Origin of the sequence: Ensifer sp. SSB1 (genome assembly GCF_016652895.1) — a bacterium.
In the GTDB taxonomy this organism is placed as follows: domain Bacteria; phylum Pseudomonadota; class Alphaproteobacteria; order Rhizobiales; family Rhizobiaceae; genus Ensifer.
Genome location: NZ_JAEPRP010000022.1, coordinates 42,480 through 58,521, shown reverse-complemented (window position 1 = coordinate 58,521; position 16,042 = coordinate 42,480). Strand labels below are relative to the sequence as shown.

Here is a 16,042-nt window from a genome sequence, read left to right as displayed (position 1 = left end):
CGACGTCATCGCCGCCGTGGTGCTTGGTGGCACCAGCCTCTTCGGCGGCCGTGGCGACTTCCTGCTCAATCCCGGCATGGTGCCCTATCTGGAGACGCTGCACCTGAAGGACGCCGCAGTCCTCGTGCCCGTCGTCGACGATGGCGACGATGCGCATGTCATCCTCACCCAGCGCACGGCGAGCCTGCGCAAGCATTCCGGCCAGGTCGCCTTTCCAGGCGGTGCCGTCGATCCCGAGGATCGGTCCGTCGAGGTGGCGGCGCTGCGCGAGGCGCAGGAGGAAATCGGCCTTGATCCGCGGTTCGTCGAAACCATCGGCCGGCTGCCGCATTACATGGCGATGTCCGGTTTTCGCATCACCCCGGTGCTGGCAGTGGTGAAGCCCGGCTTCGAGCTGATCGCCAATCCGGACGAGGTCGAAAGCGTCTTCGAGGTGCCGCTGTCCTTCCTGATGAACCCCGGCAATCACGCCCGTGGGCGTGGGCACTGGCAGGGCGAGGAACGTCATTTCTACCGAATGCCCTATGGCGACCACAACATCTGGGGTATCACCGCCGGCATTCTCCGCATGCTCTATGAAAGGCTTTACGCATGACTTCCGTTGCCGGCGAAGGCTGGTTTTCAGCGCCGTCTCTGCGCCGCGTTTTCGAGGTCCTGAATGTCGAGGGCGGCGAGGTCCGGGTCGTCGGCGGTGCCGTGCGCAACAGCCTGATGGGCATCCCGGCCGGCGACATCGACATGGCGACCACCTGGCGTCCGGAAGAGGTTTCCGAGCGGGCGAAAGCAGCGGGCATCAAGGTGGTGCCGACGGGCATCGACCATGGCACGGTGACGCTCGTCATCGACGGAACGCCCTACGAAGTCACGACGCTTCGTCGCGACGTGTCGACCGACGGCCGCCGCGCGGAAGTCGCCTTCGGCACCGACTGGAAGGCGGATGCCGAACGGCGGGATTTCACCATCAACGCGCTCTATGCGAACGAGCGCGGCGAGGTGTTCGACGATGTCGGCGGGCTCGCCGACATCGAGACGCGCACGCTACGCTTTATCGGCGATGCCAGCGAGCGTGTCGCCGAGGACTATCTGCGCATTCTGCGCTTCTTCCGTTTCTTCGCCCATTACGGCCAAGGCCGGCCGGATGCCGATGGCCTGCGCGCCTGCGCCAGGGCACGATCGAAACTTGTGACCCTTTCGGCCGAACGGGTCTGGGCCGAAACGAAGAAACTGCTTTCCGCCGCCGATCCCGGCCGCGCACTTTTGTGGATGCGCCAGGCCGGTGTGCTGACCGAGATTCTGCGGGAAACGGAAAAGTGGGGGATCGACGCGATCCCGGAACTCGTAGCCGCCGAGCGGGCCTTCGGTTGGGCACCGGATCCGCTCCTGCGCCTGGCTGCGATCGTGCCGCCGGACGAGCAACGGCTGGAGGCGATGGCCGAGCGTCTGCGCCTGTCGAAGGCCGAAGCCGCCTATTTCGACCGCTGGGCAAAGGCGCCGGCGATCCCCCCGGCGACCGTCGATACCGCTTTTGACCGGCTGCTCTATCGTCATGGCGTGGAAGGGATCGTCGTGCGGTTGCGGCTGGCGCTGGCAACGGCGCGGCGCAAGTCGGAAGGTGATCCGGCGTTGCTCTCGGAGACTGCGGCGCTGCGCCGGCTGTTGGCGCGCGCCGAGGCGTGGAAGCGGCCAAGCTTCCCGCTGAACGGCGGCGACGTCTTGAAGGCCGGCGTGCCAGCCGGCCCGCGCGTGGGGGAAATCCTCGGCGAACTCGAAAATCTCTGGATCGAGCGCAACTTCAATCTCGACCGGGAAAACCTCGTCGCCCGGCTTGAGGCGATGGTGCAGCCGGATTGATCGAACGGCTTGCGCCGCCTTGGCCGGACGACTTGGTTCGCACGCAGGACGGCAAGCCGCCTTGAGGACGGAAAACCGCCTCGAGGAGGGCTTAGGCCGCCTTGGATTCGTCGGTAATCCGGGCCTTGATGTTGTCGATCATATTTTCGCGGATGACGGTCTCGCCGTGCGTTTCGCGCATGTGCTCGACGACGCGGCGCACGATTTCGGCATCGTTTTCGGCGCGCGTGTGCCATTCGCAACCCGGGACGAGGGAACCGCATTCAAACAGGCGCATGGTGCTTCCTTCCCTGTGTAAGTTTGATGCGAGAGCGCGGCGCGCCGGTCGGGCGACCGCACGAGTAGAGTAGCATCAACCCCCGGGGCGGCCAATTGTTCCCGCCGACGACGCGCGAAGAAACCGTTATCGACAAGCGGGCCGATGGTGTTATGGGTTTGCGGTAACAAGAGACGCAAAGGCCCTTTTGCCCATGACCACCGTTCAATCGGAACTGATCTCCGCCATCCGGAACATTCCTGATTATCCGAAGCCGGGCGTGATGTTTCGCGATATCACCACGTTGCTCGGCAATCCGCGCGCATTTCGCCGCGCGATCGACGAACTGGTGCATCCCTATGCCGGGACCAAGATCGACAAGATCGCCGGCATCGAGGCGCGCGGCTTCATTCTTGGTGGCGCGATCGCACACCAGCTTTCCTCGGGCTTCGTGCCGATCCGCAAGAAGGGCAAGCTGCCGCACGATACCGTGCGCATAGCCTATAGCCTGGAATACGGCGTCGACGAAATGGAGATGCACAAGGATGCGATCCAGCCTGGCGAGAAGGTGATCCTCGTCGACGACCTGATCGCAACCGGCGGCACGGCGGAAGCAGCGACGAAACTGCTGAAGCAGATGGGCGCCGATATCGTCGCCGCCTGTTTTGTCATCGATCTCCCCGAACTTGGCGGACGCAAGAAGCTCGAAGCGCTCGGTGTCAATGTCCGCACGCTGATCGAATTCGAAGGCCATTGATCGGCCCCGGAACGGGTGCGGGCCTAAATCGTACCCTTTCCCTCGTCGAGCCTAGAGACGATTGATCGTACGCAACATCAGCTGGACCTCACGCTGAGTTGCCAGCGGCAGTGTTTCCACTTCCTTCTGCCAGAAGCTTTCGGCCTCCGGCGGCTCTTCTTCCCAGCTTCTGACCGATGTCTCGTTATCGTCTATGACGACACGACGGTGACCGCCGAGACGCACATATTCGTCCGCCAGTTCGCGAACATGGGTTCTTTCCATGGCTGCTCCTCCGGTCCGAGCGGTTCGCCGGCCTCAAGCCGCTGGAGATGCGGCCGAGGTGCGCAACCTTGCCTGCAGATGAGTACTCTGCGCCTGGTCAGCGGCGAATTTAAGGAGCTGAGGCAGTTCAAGGTGTTGCAGCGACACTGGCGCGTCTGAAAGACCCCGTGTGCCGGAAACTCTCGCTCCGTTCACACGAACTCGATGACCTTGCTCTCGAAGCGGATCACGGGCTCGCCATGCTGGTTGTCGCCCTCGCAAAGGATGGTGTTGATCCGCCAGCCAGGCTTCGAGGTGAGTGAGCGGCTATCGAGGAAGGTCACGAAATAGGTGACCGTGTCTCCGGCATAGACCGGCTTCAACCACTTGAGATCGCGGAAGCCGGGCGAGGGGCCGAGATTGGGTGCACGCAGGCCCTCGGCGGCAAGCCGGCGCTGCTCATTTTTCCAGAAGCGGACGAAGCACTGCATCCAGCCGGCGCAAGTGTGCCAGCCCGAAGCACAAAGGCCGCCGAACAGCGAATGCCGCGCCGCCTCTTCATCGAGATGAAAGGGCTGCGGATCGAAGTCACGGGCAAAGCGAATGATGTCCTCGGCCGTAAAGGCCAGGGTCCCGATGGCGGTCTTGCTCTTGGCCGCGTAGAATTCTTCCATCGTCATCATCAGGATCTGCCCTTCTCGCGGCAGCGGAAGAGAACGGTGCATTCGGAGACCGCTACGGGCTCACCGGCCTGGTTGGTGATTTCGTTGCGGAATTTGACGATGCCGAGATCGGGCTTCGACCTCGAACGCCGCGCCTCGAGCACGAGGCTGAAACCGTTGAGGACATCGCCGGCGATAACCGGTTTTCTCCAGTCCATGAAATCGATGCCGGGCGAGCCCTGGGACGTCGAGTTGCCCATGAAGGCATCGAGCATCATGCGCATGCCGATCGCGCTGGTGTGCCAGCCGGAGGCGGCGAGACCGCCGAGAATGCTGCGTTTTCCGGCTTCCTCGTCGAGATGCATCGGTTGCTGGTCGAACTCGCTGGCAAACGCGATCATTTCCGCCGGCTTCATTTCGACCGGCTTGTAGTCGAAGCGTCGCCCCTCGGAAAAATCTTCGAAATACAGCATGCTTGCGTTGTCCCGTCTGATTTGCTGCCGTCTACCTACTGTATAATTTCCTGAAGCGGAATCCATTTTGAGGGGCGCTGTTGCTGTGGAGTGGGGTGAATTTCCAGGTTGCGCGTGCCGGAGGTTCATGCAACCTCCTGTCTTGTCGCCGCAGTCGCTGGCGCTTGATCGAGGAGCATTCGTGACCGAACTGAACAGAGCGCTCGCCGGCGCTGCCGAAAAAGGGATCATCTCTGCACATCAGGTGCGGGATCTCGAAGTCTATCTTGCCGATCGCGGCTTCCGTTTCGGTCCGGCAGCATCAGATGCCGCAGCCGACAGGGCTGACGCCGCGCTCGATGCGCGGGCGGCCGAAGACAGCGAGCAGCCCCGATTCATCAGAGGTTTCCACGATATCCTGATCACGATCGGCGTCGTGGTCGTCCTCATCGGCCTGTGGGGCTTGACCGGTCCGCTCGCAACGCTGCCGGTCATTCTCGTGCTTGCAGAAATTCTCGTGCGGCGCCAGCGACTGGCGCTGCCCTCGGTGGTGCTGACGCTGGCGCTTGTCCACTGGGTCGCGATGACGTCGATGTGGTTCGTGGACGATCATGGGGAAGCCTGGCACCCCCTGACGTTCGGCCTGGCCTATGTTGCTGCCTTCCCGATCCCGCTGGCGCTGTTCTACTGGCGCTACCGTGTTCCGCTGGCGCTGGCCGGACTGGTCCTGTCGATCGCAATGCTCTGCGTGGTGGCGGTGCTCATCGCTTTCCAGAACGTCTTCGGTATCGACGTTGCCAACCCCGACCACGTCCTGCTCTTTCCGCTGACCCTGTTCGTGGGGGCGATGGCCGTGTTCGCGATCGCCATGCGCTACGACGTTTCGGACCCGCAGCGGCTCACCACCCGTTCGGACATCGCCTTCTGGCTGCACCTCGCAGCCGCGCCGGCTCTGCTCTATTCGCTGATGGGGCTGGTGTTCCTGGCCAACGGCGGCGCAACATGGTGGGATGGACAGGCGAGCTTCAATCAGGCCGCTTCCGCAATCGTGATCGTCGCCCTGTTCATGCTGGTCGGGCTCGTCATCGACCGCCGCGCCTTCGTCACATCAGGGCTGTTGTCGCTGGGCGGCGCGATCTGGACCGTGCTGAGCAAGACCAATGCGTCGCTCGACAGCTACGTCTTCATCGCCCTGGCGGTCGTCGGGGTGACGGTATTGTTCATCGGCATTTTCTGGCAGCGGCTGCGCCGCATGGTCATCGACCTTTTGCCGGAAACGATAACGGCGCGGTTGCATGCCGCGCCGTAGTATCAAGTCCTGATGCTCTCCGATCCCGCGCCTCGAGTGCGGGATCGGACCGACAGGCCTTACGTGTTGAAGCGGAAGTGGATGACGTCGCCGTCCTGGACGACGTATTCCTTGCCTTCGTCGCGAGCCTTGCCGGCTTCCTTGGCGCCGGTTTCGCCGCCGAGCGCGATGTAATCGTCAAACGCAATGGTATTGGCGCGGATGAAGCCGCGCTCGAAGTCGGTGTGGATGACGCCGGCCGCCTGCGGTGCCTTGGTGCCGCGCTGGATCGTCCAGGCGCGCGTTTCCTTCGGGCCGACGGTGAAGTAGGTGATGAGGTCGAGCAGCTTGTAGCCGGCACGGATCAGGCGGTCCAGACCGGCTTCTTCCAGGCCAAGCGCGCCGAGGAACTCCTTGGCTTCTTCTTCCGGCAGTTGTGCCACTTCCGACTCGATGGCAGCGGAGATCACGACGCTCTCGGCGCCTTGCGCCTTTGCCATTTCGGCAACCGCGCGGGTGTGTTCATTGCCGTCGACGGCGTCACTTTCGGCGACGTTGCAGACGTAGAGAACCGGATGGGCGGTCAGAAGGTTGAGGCCCTGCAGGATGCGCAGTTCTTCAGCGTCGAGCGTCGAAAGCAGCGTGCGGACTGGCTTGCCGTCCTGCAGAAGCTTCAGCGAGGCTTCCATGATCGGAAGCTGTGCCATCGAATCCTTGTCCTTGCCGACGGCGCGCTTGCGGGTCTGCTCGGTGCGGCGTTCCAGGCTCTCGAGGTCGGCGAGCATCAGCTCGGTCTCGATCGTCTCGGCGTCGGCGACCGGGTTGATGCGGCCTTCGACGTGGGTGATGTCGTCATCTTCGAAGCAGCGCAGCACGTGAACCACGGCGTCCACTTCGCGGATATTAGCGAGGAACTGGTTGCCGAGGCCTTCGCCCTTCGACGCGCCGCGCACCAGGCCGGCGATGTCGACGAAGGAGATGCGCGTCGGGATGATTTCCTTCGACTTTGCGATGTCGGCAAGCTTGCGCATGCGCGGGTCCGGCACTGCCACTTCGCCGGTGTTCGGCTCGATCGTGCAGAAGGGATAGTTGGCCGCTTGCGCGGTTGCCGTCTTGGTGAGCGCGTTGAAGAGCGTGGACTTGCCGACGTTCGGCAGTCCGACAATACCGCATTTGAAGCCCATGGGGTCTCGTCCGTATCTTAAAATTCCGTTGGCGTGGCTATGCGGGAAGGGCGCTCCCCGGTCAAGGGCGCAGGCCCTGTTCACGGTAAATAAGGGGCTCAGCCCGTTGAAGGCGTGCTCTTCGGGCCGCATATGCGCTCAGAATTCCGCCAGCCTTGTTGCGGCGGCAAGAAATCTGGGGAGCCCGCATTGATCGACCAGAAATTCCTGTTTCCGCGCGTCCCGGTCGCCGTCGTCGACATCGGCGATACGCTCGAGGCGCTGCTGATCCGCGCCACGTTGGAAAGCCTCGGTGCCGTCGTCACCCTGCATCTGCCGGGAACGCCGGGGGATTTCCTGACCCTCCTGGCGGGCGGCGAGCTCGTGCACCAGCATCTCATTATTTCAGGCCACGGCGACGAGAACGGCTTCGTCTTCGGCGATTATATCGAGGAAATCGACACCTCGATGCTGGTCGAAGGCAGCCTGCCGCCCGCGGTCGTCGCCCAACATGCCAGGCTCAATGGCAAGATCGTGCTTAGCACCTGCTGCGAGACCGGCGGCAAGGCCTTTGGCGACGCCTTTGTCGAAAAGGGCGGCGCGGCGCTCTATGTCGCTCCGGACGGATCGCCCGAGGGGACCGATGCGCCACTCTTCGTGCATTGCTTCTACCACGCGCTTCTTGCACGCAAGCAGACGTCCGAGGCGGCGTTGGCGCGCGTCCGCTCCTATGACGCGGCGGCAGCGATGTTCGTCGGTCATCGGCCGTACCGTTGACCGACGCCGGCGCCGTTCAATCTGCTTTTGCTTGATCGGCATCTCTGCCCGTAGGATAGTGCGGCTACAGCGCCCTGTCCTTTCGAGACGCGCCAAGGCCGCTGCAACGCTCAGATTTGCTGCATTCTGTCATCAACGGGGTGGTTCCGATGAGTGACAACGAGGTTGCCAGAAAAGTTAAAGTGAAGGTGAAGCCGAAGCTCGAACGGCCGAAGCTTTACAAGGTCATGTTGCTCAATGACGATTACACGCCGCGCGAGTTCGTCGTCGGCGTGCTCAAGGCCGTTTTCCATATGAGCGAGGAGGCCGGCTACCGGGTGATGATGACGGCGCACAAGATGGGCACTTCGGTGGTCGTCGTTTGTGTGCGCGACATCGCGGAAACCAAGGCCAAGGCGGCGACGGATCTCGCCAAGGAAGCGGGCTTTCCGCTGCTCTTCACCACCGAGCCCGAAGAATAGCGAGCGGCCCTGTGGGGATGTGTGGGGTAGCACCAGCCTGCCTTACGCTTTCTTGTGCAGCCGAAGCGGCTTGCTCGCTTCGCGCTCGATCGCGCCCTTGGCTTCGAGATCGAGCTGAACCGCCTTCAGCCACCAGCCGGCTTTTGCGCCCCCGGGGAAAAGGTCCTGCGGCAGCAACGGCAGCAGCCGTTCCTTCGCTTCCGCCACGGTCATTCCCGGCGCGGATGGCGGCAGCACCGCGAGCAGGGCTTCACGCATCGCCTCGTATTTCACCCGGTCGACGCGATATTTGTGACCGGGCGAAACGATGTTTTCGACTTCGATCTTCTCAGCCTGGGATGCCATTGGCCTCGCCTTTCACATAGTCGATCTTGGGTGCCTTGAATCCCATCGCCGCCCAGGCGGTCAAAAGCCGCCACATGAACCGACCGGAATGTGTCTTGTAGCTCGGCAGCGTGTCGGCGAACTCGACGCCGGCCCTGCGGTCCTTCGTCATCGTCCGCATTTCGAGCGGCGGCTGTTCATCCGGGGCGAAGCGCTGGTTGTAGACGCTCAGCCAGTGGCCACCCTTGAATTCCAGGAACATGGCGGCGTTGCAGCAGCTTGCGATCACCCTGCGTGTGGGCGCCTCGGGCGTCAACCGATGCTCGCGCAAGAGGTCGCTACCCCTGACGCAGCGGATCCTGTCCTTGCGGTAGAGCGCAAAGCGCGTCGAGCCGTCGGCTTCCATGACCGGTGACGCTTCGGGGAGAGCCTCGAAACGCTCGCCGGCGGTGCGGCAACTGGTGCAGTAGCAGGCGGCGCCGACGATCGGCTCGCCGACGGCTTCAAAGGCAACCAGCCCGCAGCGGCAGGCGGCAATCCGATTTCTTGCTTGTGGTTTGGCCATGACCCTCTCCCGATCGCATCTCACTAACTAGACTGGACCGTCCAGTTTGATTTGTCAATCCGACTGGCCTATCCTGGGCGGCAAGTGATTTGGTGACGTATGGCAAGGAGAGGGGGCAACATTGAGCAACGGCGCAAAGACGCGCATGGAGCGCACCCGCAAGGCGATCGTGGCTGCGGCGAGCGACCTTTTCCTGAAGCACGGCTTTCTCGGCACCAACATGGACGAGATCGCCGCGACCGCTGAAGTGTCGAAGCAGACCGTCTATTCCCATTTCCAGAGCAAGGAAGCGCTGTTTCTGGAGGTCGTGCGCAGCATGACGGGCGGGGCGGGCGACGAGTTCCAGGAGCAGGTCGCCGACCCCGATGGTGATGAGCCGATCGAGGAATTCCTGCTCGACTACGCCACGCAACTGCTGGCGATCGTGATGACGCCGCGGCTGATGCAGGTGCGTCGCCTTGTCATCGCCGAGGTCGAGCGCTTTCCGCAACTCGGCGAAGCGCTGCACGAGCGCGGACCGATGCGCTCGATCCGGCGGCTTGCCGTCGCCTTCAAGCGCTATGGCGAGAAGGGCGACATCCTGGTGAGGGATGCCGAGGTCGCCGGCGGGTTCTTCAACTGGCTGGTCATGGGCGGGCCGGTCAACGACGCCATGCTGCTTGGCGACGGCGCGATCCCGACTCCTCGGGCACTACAGGCGCATGCTGCGGAAGCGGTGCGGATCTTCCTTGCGGCCCACAAGGCGAGCTAGACGCCGATATCGGGCAGGGAATGGAGGCGCTCAGTCGCCCTTCGAGCCAAACATCTTCTTCAGCATGTCGGCCATTGGACCGGTCGTCGGCAGCTTCTTCGGCTGGGCAGAGTTGCGCGCCTGGTGGATATGCGACTGCGCACCCTGCTTCTTCGGGCCTTCGGCCTTTTCCGCTTCCGGCTTGCCGCCGGTCGCGAGCGCGATCTTGTTCAGAAGCTGGGAATCCTCGCCGCGCACCAACATGTCGGCGTTGTCGGCGATCGCGTCGAGCAGCGGCACCAGCCAGGCCTGGTCGACCTTGGCGAAATCGCCGAGCACATAAGCGTGTACCAGATCCTTGACGCCGGGGTGGCCGATGCCAAGCCGCAGGCGCCGGTAGTCCTTGCCGCAATGGGCATCCATCGACTTGATGCCGTTGTGGCCGCCGTGGCCGCCGCCAACCTTGATCCGCGCCTTGGCGGCCGGCAGGTCCAGTTCGTCATAGATGACGGTGATGTCCTTCGGCTGCAGCTTGTAGAACCGCATGGCCTCGCCGACGGCTTCGCCGGAAAGGTTCATGAAGGTCTGCGGCTTCATCAGCAGCACGCGTTCGCCGGCGATCTCGCCCTCGGCGATCTCGGCCTTGAATTTCTTCGACCAGGAGGCAAAGCGGTGGCGGCGGTGGATGACGTCGACCGCCATGAAGCCGATATTGTGCCGGTTGGCGGCGTATTTCGAACCTGGATTGCCAAGCCCTACGATGATCAGCATGTCGTCACGCGTCGATGATTTCGGGGTGGGGCCATCCAAAATCATCGTGCCCGGGGGAAGTCAACGCTTATTTCTCGGCGCGCAGGCTGGCGTTCGGCGTGAGGCCGTAGTGCTTGAAGATCTCGTCCTGGGTGCCGTTACCAATCAACCGATCCAGTTCGCGCTGCATGGCGGCGATGGTTGCCCGCGACACATCGCGGTGGCAGGCGATGCCATAGAGTTTGCCTTCGAGAACCAGTGCCGGTTCGACCGGCTTGCCTTCGGCGCGCATGCTCTGGAAGGTCTTCTCCGACGTCATCAGCAAATCGACGCGTCCGGCAATCAGCTTCTTCAGGCTGGATTCGAGATTTGCGGCATAGTCGATCTTCGGAAAGCCGTGGTCCCTGAGATAGGTTGCGGAGAAGTCCTCGCGCTGCGTGCCCACGGTGTACTGGCGTGCCGCCTCCAGTGAAACCGGCGCTATGTCGGAGCCGGCATGGCGAACCATGACCATATGATCGACCAGCAGCGGCTCGACCCATTGGAACTTCCCGTCACGTTCGGCGTCGTGGCCGGTCGTGAAAACGCAATAGGCGGGATCGGTTTCGGTGAGCATGAAGGCTCGCGCCCACGGCAGAACCTCGATCGTATAGGGCTGTTTCAGACGTTCCATGATCAGCTTGACCTGATCGACGGCAGCGCCGCTCGGACCGTTTTCGGTCGAGAAATTGTAAGGCGGATACTCCTCGGTGACGAACTTGATCGTCTGCGCCTCCGCGGTCGTGAAGAGACCGAGGAAAAATAATGGGATCAGCGCCTTCACGTGCGTTCCTCCTTTTCGCCGCATGTTGCGGTGTCCGTGCGGTATGCCCGCGTCCCGAACCTCCATCGGGATCGCGACCGCTGGCGCCGGCGTCATGCCCGCTTGTCTGCTGCCGTCGCCTTTGCTTCCGAGTCGCTTTCAAGCATCTTCAGCATGCTGTCGATCTGCATCGGTCGGCTGAAGAGATAGCCCTGGCCGCAATCGACGCCCAGCTTGCGCAGGAGCTGCCATTGCTCCTTCGTCTCGATGCCTTCGGCGACGACGGTGCAGCCCATCTGATGCGAGATGGTGCGGATGCCCTTGATCAGCATGCGGCTCTTGCGCCGGATATCGGCGGTGCCGGAACTCAGCGAACGGGTGAAGGACTGATCGACCTTGACGATATCGACCGGGAAACGGTTGAGATAGCTCAGCGACGAATAGCCGGTGCCGAAATCGTCGAGTGCGATGCGGCAGCCGAATTCGTTGAGCTGCTTCAACACGGCGTGCACTTCCGGATTGTCGAGCATGAGCACCGCTTCGGTGATCTCGACGACGATCCGGCTTGGCGAAATGTGGTGCTTCAGGAGCAGCGCTGCGAGCTTGTGCGGCAGCGTCAGCTCGAATTGCAGCGGCGAGAAGTTGACGGCCAGATAGGTGTTCTGGGTGCCGTCCAGCTCGGAGATGGCCGCCAGATGCCGGATCGCCTTTTCGAGGATGCGGTCGCCGATGCGGGCGATGGTACCGGTTTCCTCGGCGATGCCGATGATCTTGCCGGGCGGCATCAGGCCCTTTTCCGGATGGTTGAGGCGCATAAGCGCTTCAAAGCCGGCGATCTGCCCGTCGGCAAGGCTGACGATCGGCTGCAGCCAGGCCTCGAAATGGTCGTCTTTCAGCCCGGCCTCGATGCACTGTTCAATCTCATGGCGTTCGCGGGAAGCGTCGAGCATGCTGGCGTCGAACAGTTGCAGCCCGTTCTTGCCGTCGTGCTTGCGCGCATACATGGCCATGTCGGCCTTCAGCAGCAGATCGGAGGCGTTTTCCGCATGGGCCGGATAGACCGAGATGCCGACGCTGGCGCTGACGAGGAGTTCGTTGCCGGCAATCGGCATCGGCTCGTGCAGGGCCGAAACGATACGCTCGCCGATCTCGCTTGCGAGCGCCGCAGCGTCCCGGTCGGAAATCAGGATGGCGAATTCGTCGCCGCCGAGGCGGGCCATGATGTCGCCGGGGCGCAGCGCGTCATGGATGAGCTCGACCGTGTGGCGCAGCACTTCGTCGCCGGCCGCGTGGCCGAAATTGTCGTTGATCCACTTGAAGCGATCGAGGTCGATGAAAAGGCAGCCGAGCTGCATGCCGCATTCGTCAGCCTGCCGGATCGCATCGTCGAGTGCCGCCTCGAACCCCTGCCTGTTGAGGAGGCCCGTGAGGTGGTCGGTGATCGCCTGGGTATGGTTGCGGCTTTCCGCCTGCTTCAGCGCCGTGACATCGGTCATCACGGACAGCGACAGGCTGCCTTCGCCGGTTGCCTTCGTCTCCTGGATCAGCACCGTCATCAGCTCACTGTCCGACTTGCGGAAGGAGACGGTGACCTCGCGGATCTCATGGTCGCCGACGGCGATCGTCTTGGCATGGCTGCGATAGGTTTCGTGCCAGTGCTGATCGATGAAGTCGACGAAGTCACGGCCGATCACGTCGTCGCGGTCGTAACCGGTCGCCAGCAGCCAGTAGTCGCTGACGGCCAGCAGGCGTCCGTCGACGTCGAGCGAAAACAGCATGGCGGGCGTCAGGTTGTAGATATCGGTGACGCGTTCGTGCGCGCTTTTCAGTTCCGTCTCTTCACGCTCGAGCCGGTCCTGCATCTCGTTGAAGTTGGCGGCAAGCGCGCCCATTTCGTCGTCGGAGGTCCAGTCGACGCGGTGGCGTGAGCCAAGCCTGCGGGTCGCCTCGATCGCCGCGGTCAGGCGCATCAGCGGGCGCATGACCGTGAAGCGATTGCCGACAAGCGCGGCGGCAAAGACGATCGCGACTGCGAAAAGCAGAATGGCGAGGATCGCCAGCTCGTCCCTGCTGAATTGCGACAAAAGGCCGGGCGTAGGAACTCTTACCTCGATGCGGCCGACTTCCTTCAGCCCGTCCACGGATTGATAGGAAATGGGCAGGCTGAGGATCCGGTCCTTGGCGCTGGGTATGGCGCCGCCCAGCGGCATCTGGGCGAGGATGGAGCCGGTCTGGTCACGGACAGTGACGGAGAGGATATCGGTGCCGTTGATCAGCGATCGGGCGATATGCTTGATGCCGTCGCTGTCGAAGTCCCAGATCGGCTTGCCGAGCGCCTCGGCGCTTGCGGCCATCAGCAGTTCGATGTTGTGAATCCGCTCGCGTGCGATGCGATCGCTGGAAATGCTCAGGAAGAGGACGAGCAGCGGGGCAATGAACACGAGCATTGCGCCACAGACAATCGCGATAAATCGGTTCTCCACGGAGTGCATCATCGAATGCACGCCCCGGAAGGTGCTGCCACGCATCTCATATTCGGATTCTCTTCAGTCGAGCCCCAGTTTCCCCGCCTGAAGAACATCATCAAAATCTTAAATGTTGCTGAAATCGCGGCATGATAAATGATGAGACGCGATGCTGGCGTCGCGCGGCTGTGGGCCCGTGCGCCAATGCAGAAAGCCCGCCCCAAGCGAATGGGACGGGCTCTCGATGAAGTGCAGCGGGACTGGCTTTCGCCAGTCACCCAAAAGCCAATCAGGCTTCTGCTTCGCCTTCGGCTTCTTCCTTCACGCCACCGGCCGGAGCAACGATCGTTGCAACAGTGAAGTCGCGGTCGGCGATAACCGGGGTCGCGCCCTTCGGCAGCTTGATGTTGGAGATGTGAACGGCGTCGCCGACCTTGAGGCCGGAGAGATCGACGGTCAGGAATTCCGGAATGTCGTTAGCCGAAACGTTGAGTTCGACTTCGTGGCGAACGATGTTCAGAACGCCGCCAGCCTTCAGGCCCGGGGACTTTTCTTCGTTGACGAAGTGAACCGGAACTTCAACGGTAACCTGGCTGTCCTTGGAGACGCGCAGGAAGTCGACATGCATGGTGAAGTCGCGGACCGGATCCAGCTGGTAGTCCTTCGGCAGGACGCGGATCTTTTCGCCGTTGACGTCGATCGTTGCGACGGTGGTCATGAAACCGCCGGCGTGGATCTTCATCGTCACTTCCTTGGTGGAGAGTGCGATGGAAAGGGGGGCCTGCTTGTCACCGTAGATGACAGCCGGGATAAGACCGTTGCGACGAAGTTCACGGGAGGACCCCTTACCAACCCGTTCGCGCGTCTCGGCCTTGAGCTCATAAGTTGCGTGGCTCATGGGTAGACCTTTCTATGTCTAAATCTGGAGAGCTCATCCGGCAGTGCGGATGAACCGAAGCCGCATGGGCTTCATCCGCGTTGCCTCCAAGGGTGTCTACGCGGACGGGGCGGTGCATAGACGAGATCGCCCGTAAATGCAAGCTTTGCCGCGGTTTTAAAGCATGTCGCGCCAAAGTGCACAGCGGATTTGCGGCAACGTCGCGCCGGAGATCAAGTGGGAAGTTGCGGTGCGCTCAAGCCTTTTTCGCGGTGAAGCGCGCGAGCGCCAGCATCAGGCCGCCGGCAATCAGCCCCCAGAATGCGCCGGAAACACCGCCGAAGCTGACGCCGGAGGCTGTCACGAGGAAGGTGATGGCGGCCGCTTCGCGGGTCTTCGCCTCGGTGAAGGAGGCCATGGCGGAACTGGCGAAGGCGCCGACGAGGGCGAGGCCCGCCACCGCCTCGATCAGGATGGAAGGTGCAAGGCTGACGAAGCTGGTGACGACACCTGCGAGCAGGCCGAAGACAATGTAGAAAGCCCCGGCATTGATGGCCGACCAGTAGCGCCGGGCGCGGTCGGGGTGGGAATCGCTGCCGGCGCACATGGCTGCGGTGATCGCGGCCAGATTGACCGCGTGCCCGCCGAAGGGGGCGCTCAGCATGGAAAAGAGGCCGGTGGTGGCAAACAGCGGGCCGGGGGCGGGGTGATAGTCGTTGACCTTCAGCACCGCGATGCCGGGAATGTTCTGCGAGGCCATGGTGACGATGAAGAGCGGCAGGGCGATGCTGACCATGGCCGCCACATTGAACTGCGGCACTACGAATTCCACGGTCGGCACCAGCGCCGAGGATAGAGCGGAGAACGCGCCCTCCGGGATTTCGACGCCGAAGGCGATGACCAGCACGAAGGCGATGAGTGCCGCCGGAACCGCGTAGAGCTTGTTGACGCTGCCGACGACGGCCCAGGCGAGAAGAATCGGCAAGCCGAAGAACGGATTGAAGGCGATCGCCTTTACCGGCGCGAAGCAGAGGCTGAGCAGCACGCCGGCAAGCATGGCATTGGCGAGCGGGGCAGGGATGGTCGAGACCAGGCGGCCCAACGGCTTCCAGAGTCCGGCGATGACAACGAGCAACCCGCAGAGGAGAAAGGCGCCGACGGCCGCGTTGAAGCCGCCTTCGACGACGCCGGCACTCGCGAGCAATGCGGCACCCGGCGTCGACCAGGCGATGCTGACCGGCAGCCGCGTTACGGTGCTGATGACGATCGCGCAGACGCCCATCGAAATCGACAGCGCCATCAGCCCCGAGGCGGCCTGCGCTTCGCTGGCGCCGACGCCGGTCAGACCGTGCAGCACGACGGCGAAGGAACTGGCGAAGCCGACGAAGGCGATCAGCAGGCCCATGAAGAGGCTCTGGAGCGAGAAGTCACGAAGCATGGCGGCAACCGGCTGTTGTGGGGTTGAGTCGCGGCGATATGATCCTTTCGCCTAGCACATTCGCGCGCGCTGTCGATATCGGCGGCGTGATGCACCGATCAAACTCGCTGACGGGTGCCGGCACTCGAACCTTCGTCTGGCTGGACCTTTGCGGAGATCGTTGGCTATAGTGCCGCCCAAG

The 16,042-nt window shown here is 62.8% G+C and carries 19 protein-coding genes; 7 read left to right on the top strand and 12 right to left on the bottom strand.

From position 1 onward, the window contains the following. Nucleotides 1-7 precede the first annotated feature (7 nt). On the top strand, nt 8-595 hold the full coding sequence (locus I8N66_RS08200) for a CoA pyrophosphatase (RefSeq protein WP_291151981.1): 588 nt from the start codon (nt 8-10) through the stop codon (nt 593-595). Beyond that, on the top strand, nt 592-1,851 hold the full coding sequence (locus tag I8N66_RS08195) for a CCA tRNA nucleotidyltransferase (RefSeq protein WP_113535486.1): 1,260 nt from the start codon (nt 592-594) through the stop codon (nt 1,849-1,851). The genes I8N66_RS08200 and I8N66_RS08195 overlap by 4 nt, the downstream gene beginning before the upstream one ends. A gap of 91 nt (nt 1,852-1,942) precedes the next feature. Here the strand turns inward: I8N66_RS08195 and I8N66_RS08190 are convergent, their stop codons facing one another. Further along, entirely contained in the window at nt 1,943-2,128 is a 186-nt protein-coding gene (locus I8N66_RS08190) for a DUF1059 domain-containing protein (RefSeq protein ID WP_113535485.1), read from the bottom strand. Between the two features lie 193 nt (nt 2,129-2,321). On the opposite strand from I8N66_RS08190, the gene I8N66_RS08185 reads away from it, so the two are divergent. Further along, entirely contained in the window at nt 2,322-2,864 is a 543-nt protein-coding gene (locus I8N66_RS08185; RefSeq protein ID WP_113535484.1) for an adenine phosphoribosyltransferase, read from the top strand. A gap of 51 nt (nt 2,865-2,915) precedes the next feature. Here the strand turns inward: I8N66_RS08185 and I8N66_RS08180 are convergent, their stop codons facing one another. From I8N66_RS08180 to I8N66_RS08170, 3 genes are all read right to left on the bottom strand, one after another. Then, the gene (locus I8N66_RS08180) at nt 2,916-3,128 is read right to left on the bottom strand and encodes a hypothetical protein (RefSeq protein ID WP_113535483.1); all 213 of its coding nucleotides are present in this window, start codon (nt 3,126-3,128) and stop codon (nt 2,916-2,918) included. Nucleotides 3,129-3,319: 191 nt separating this feature from the next. Then, on the bottom strand, nt 3,320-3,790 hold the full coding sequence (locus I8N66_RS08175; protein ID WP_113535482.1) for a MaoC family dehydratase: 471 nt from the start codon (nt 3,788-3,790) through the stop codon (nt 3,320-3,322). Beyond that, nucleotides 3,790-4,242, bottom strand: coding sequence for a MaoC family dehydratase (locus I8N66_RS08170; RefSeq protein WP_223725124.1), 453 nt, complete (start codon nt 4,240-4,242; stop codon nt 3,790-3,792). Before I8N66_RS08170 ends, I8N66_RS08175 begins: the two co-directional genes overlap by 1 nt. Nucleotides 4,243-4,423: 181 nt before the next feature. Between I8N66_RS08170 and I8N66_RS08165 the strand changes: the two genes are divergently transcribed. Continuing rightward, nucleotides 4,424-5,530: a hypothetical protein gene (locus tag I8N66_RS08165; protein ID WP_291151957.1), complete on the top strand. Its 1,107-nt coding sequence runs from the start codon at nt 4,424-4,426 to the stop codon at nt 5,528-5,530. Nucleotides 5,531-5,589: 59 nt separating this feature from the next. Here the strand turns inward: I8N66_RS08165 and ychF are convergent, their stop codons facing one another. Further along, nucleotides 5,590-6,693 (bottom strand): redox-regulated ATPase YchF, encoded by a 1,104-nt coding sequence (gene ychF, locus I8N66_RS08160; RefSeq protein ID WP_291151954.1) that lies wholly within the window; start codon nt 6,691-6,693, stop codon nt 5,590-5,592. Between the two features lie 189 nt (nt 6,694-6,882). Here ychF and I8N66_RS08155 point away from each other — a divergent pair, with 189 nt between their 5' ends. Beyond that, entirely contained in the window at nt 6,883-7,449 is a 567-nt protein-coding gene (locus I8N66_RS08155) for a hypothetical protein (protein ID WP_113535479.1), read from the top strand. 149 nt (nt 7,450-7,598) lie between these two features. Continuing rightward, entirely contained in the window at nt 7,599-7,910 is a 312-nt protein-coding gene (gene clpS, locus I8N66_RS08150; protein WP_057253114.1) for an ATP-dependent Clp protease adapter ClpS, read from the top strand. A gap of 42 nt (nt 7,911-7,952) precedes the next feature. On the opposite strand, the gene I8N66_RS08145 is transcribed toward clpS, so the two are convergent. Together I8N66_RS08145 and I8N66_RS08140 are read right to left on the bottom strand one after the other, a co-directional pair. After that, a complete protein-coding gene (locus tag I8N66_RS08145; RefSeq protein ID WP_113535478.1) occupies nt 7,953-8,255 on the bottom strand; it encodes a hypothetical protein in 303 nt (100 codons plus the stop codon). Further along, nucleotides 8,239-8,799 carry a hypothetical protein gene (locus I8N66_RS08140; protein ID WP_291151947.1) on the bottom strand — a complete coding sequence of 187 codons (561 nt, stop codon included), beginning with the start codon at nt 8,797-8,799 and terminating at the stop codon, nt 8,239-8,241. The genes I8N66_RS08145 and I8N66_RS08140 overlap by 17 nt, the downstream gene beginning before the upstream one ends. Nucleotides 8,800-8,920: 121 nt before the next feature. Here I8N66_RS08140 and I8N66_RS08135 point away from each other — a divergent pair, with 121 nt between their 5' ends. Then, nucleotides 8,921-9,550, top strand: a complete 630-nt coding sequence (locus tag I8N66_RS08135) for a TetR/AcrR family transcriptional regulator (RefSeq protein ID WP_291151944.1) — start codon at nt 8,921-8,923, stop codon at nt 9,548-9,550. Between the two features lie 30 nt (nt 9,551-9,580). On the opposite strand, the gene pth is transcribed toward I8N66_RS08135, so the two are convergent. From pth to I8N66_RS08110, 5 genes are all read right to left on the bottom strand, one after another. Beyond that, entirely contained in the window at nt 9,581-10,300 is a 720-nt protein-coding gene (gene pth, locus I8N66_RS08130; protein WP_113535477.1) for an aminoacyl-tRNA hydrolase, read from the bottom strand. Nucleotides 10,301-10,367: 67 nt separating this feature from the next. Continuing rightward, a complete protein-coding gene (locus tag I8N66_RS08125; protein WP_113535476.1) occupies nt 10,368-11,102 on the bottom strand; it encodes a transporter substrate-binding domain-containing protein in 735 nt (244 codons plus the stop codon). A gap of 92 nt (nt 11,103-11,194) precedes the next feature. Next, complete coding sequence (locus tag I8N66_RS08120) at nt 11,195-13,576, bottom strand: EAL domain-containing protein (protein WP_113535668.1); 2,382 nt, start codon at nt 13,574-13,576, stop codon at nt 11,195-11,197. Between the two features lie 259 nt (nt 13,577-13,835). Further along, nucleotides 13,836-14,444, bottom strand: a complete 609-nt coding sequence (locus tag I8N66_RS08115; protein ID WP_113535475.1) for a 50S ribosomal protein L25/general stress protein Ctc — start codon at nt 14,442-14,444, stop codon at nt 13,836-13,838. Between the two features lie 235 nt (nt 14,445-14,679). After that, nucleotides 14,680-15,861: a benzoate/H(+) symporter BenE family transporter gene (locus I8N66_RS08110; protein WP_291151938.1), complete on the bottom strand. Its 1,182-nt coding sequence runs from the start codon at nt 15,859-15,861 to the stop codon at nt 14,680-14,682. Between the last annotated feature and the right edge of the window lie 181 nt (nt 15,862-16,042).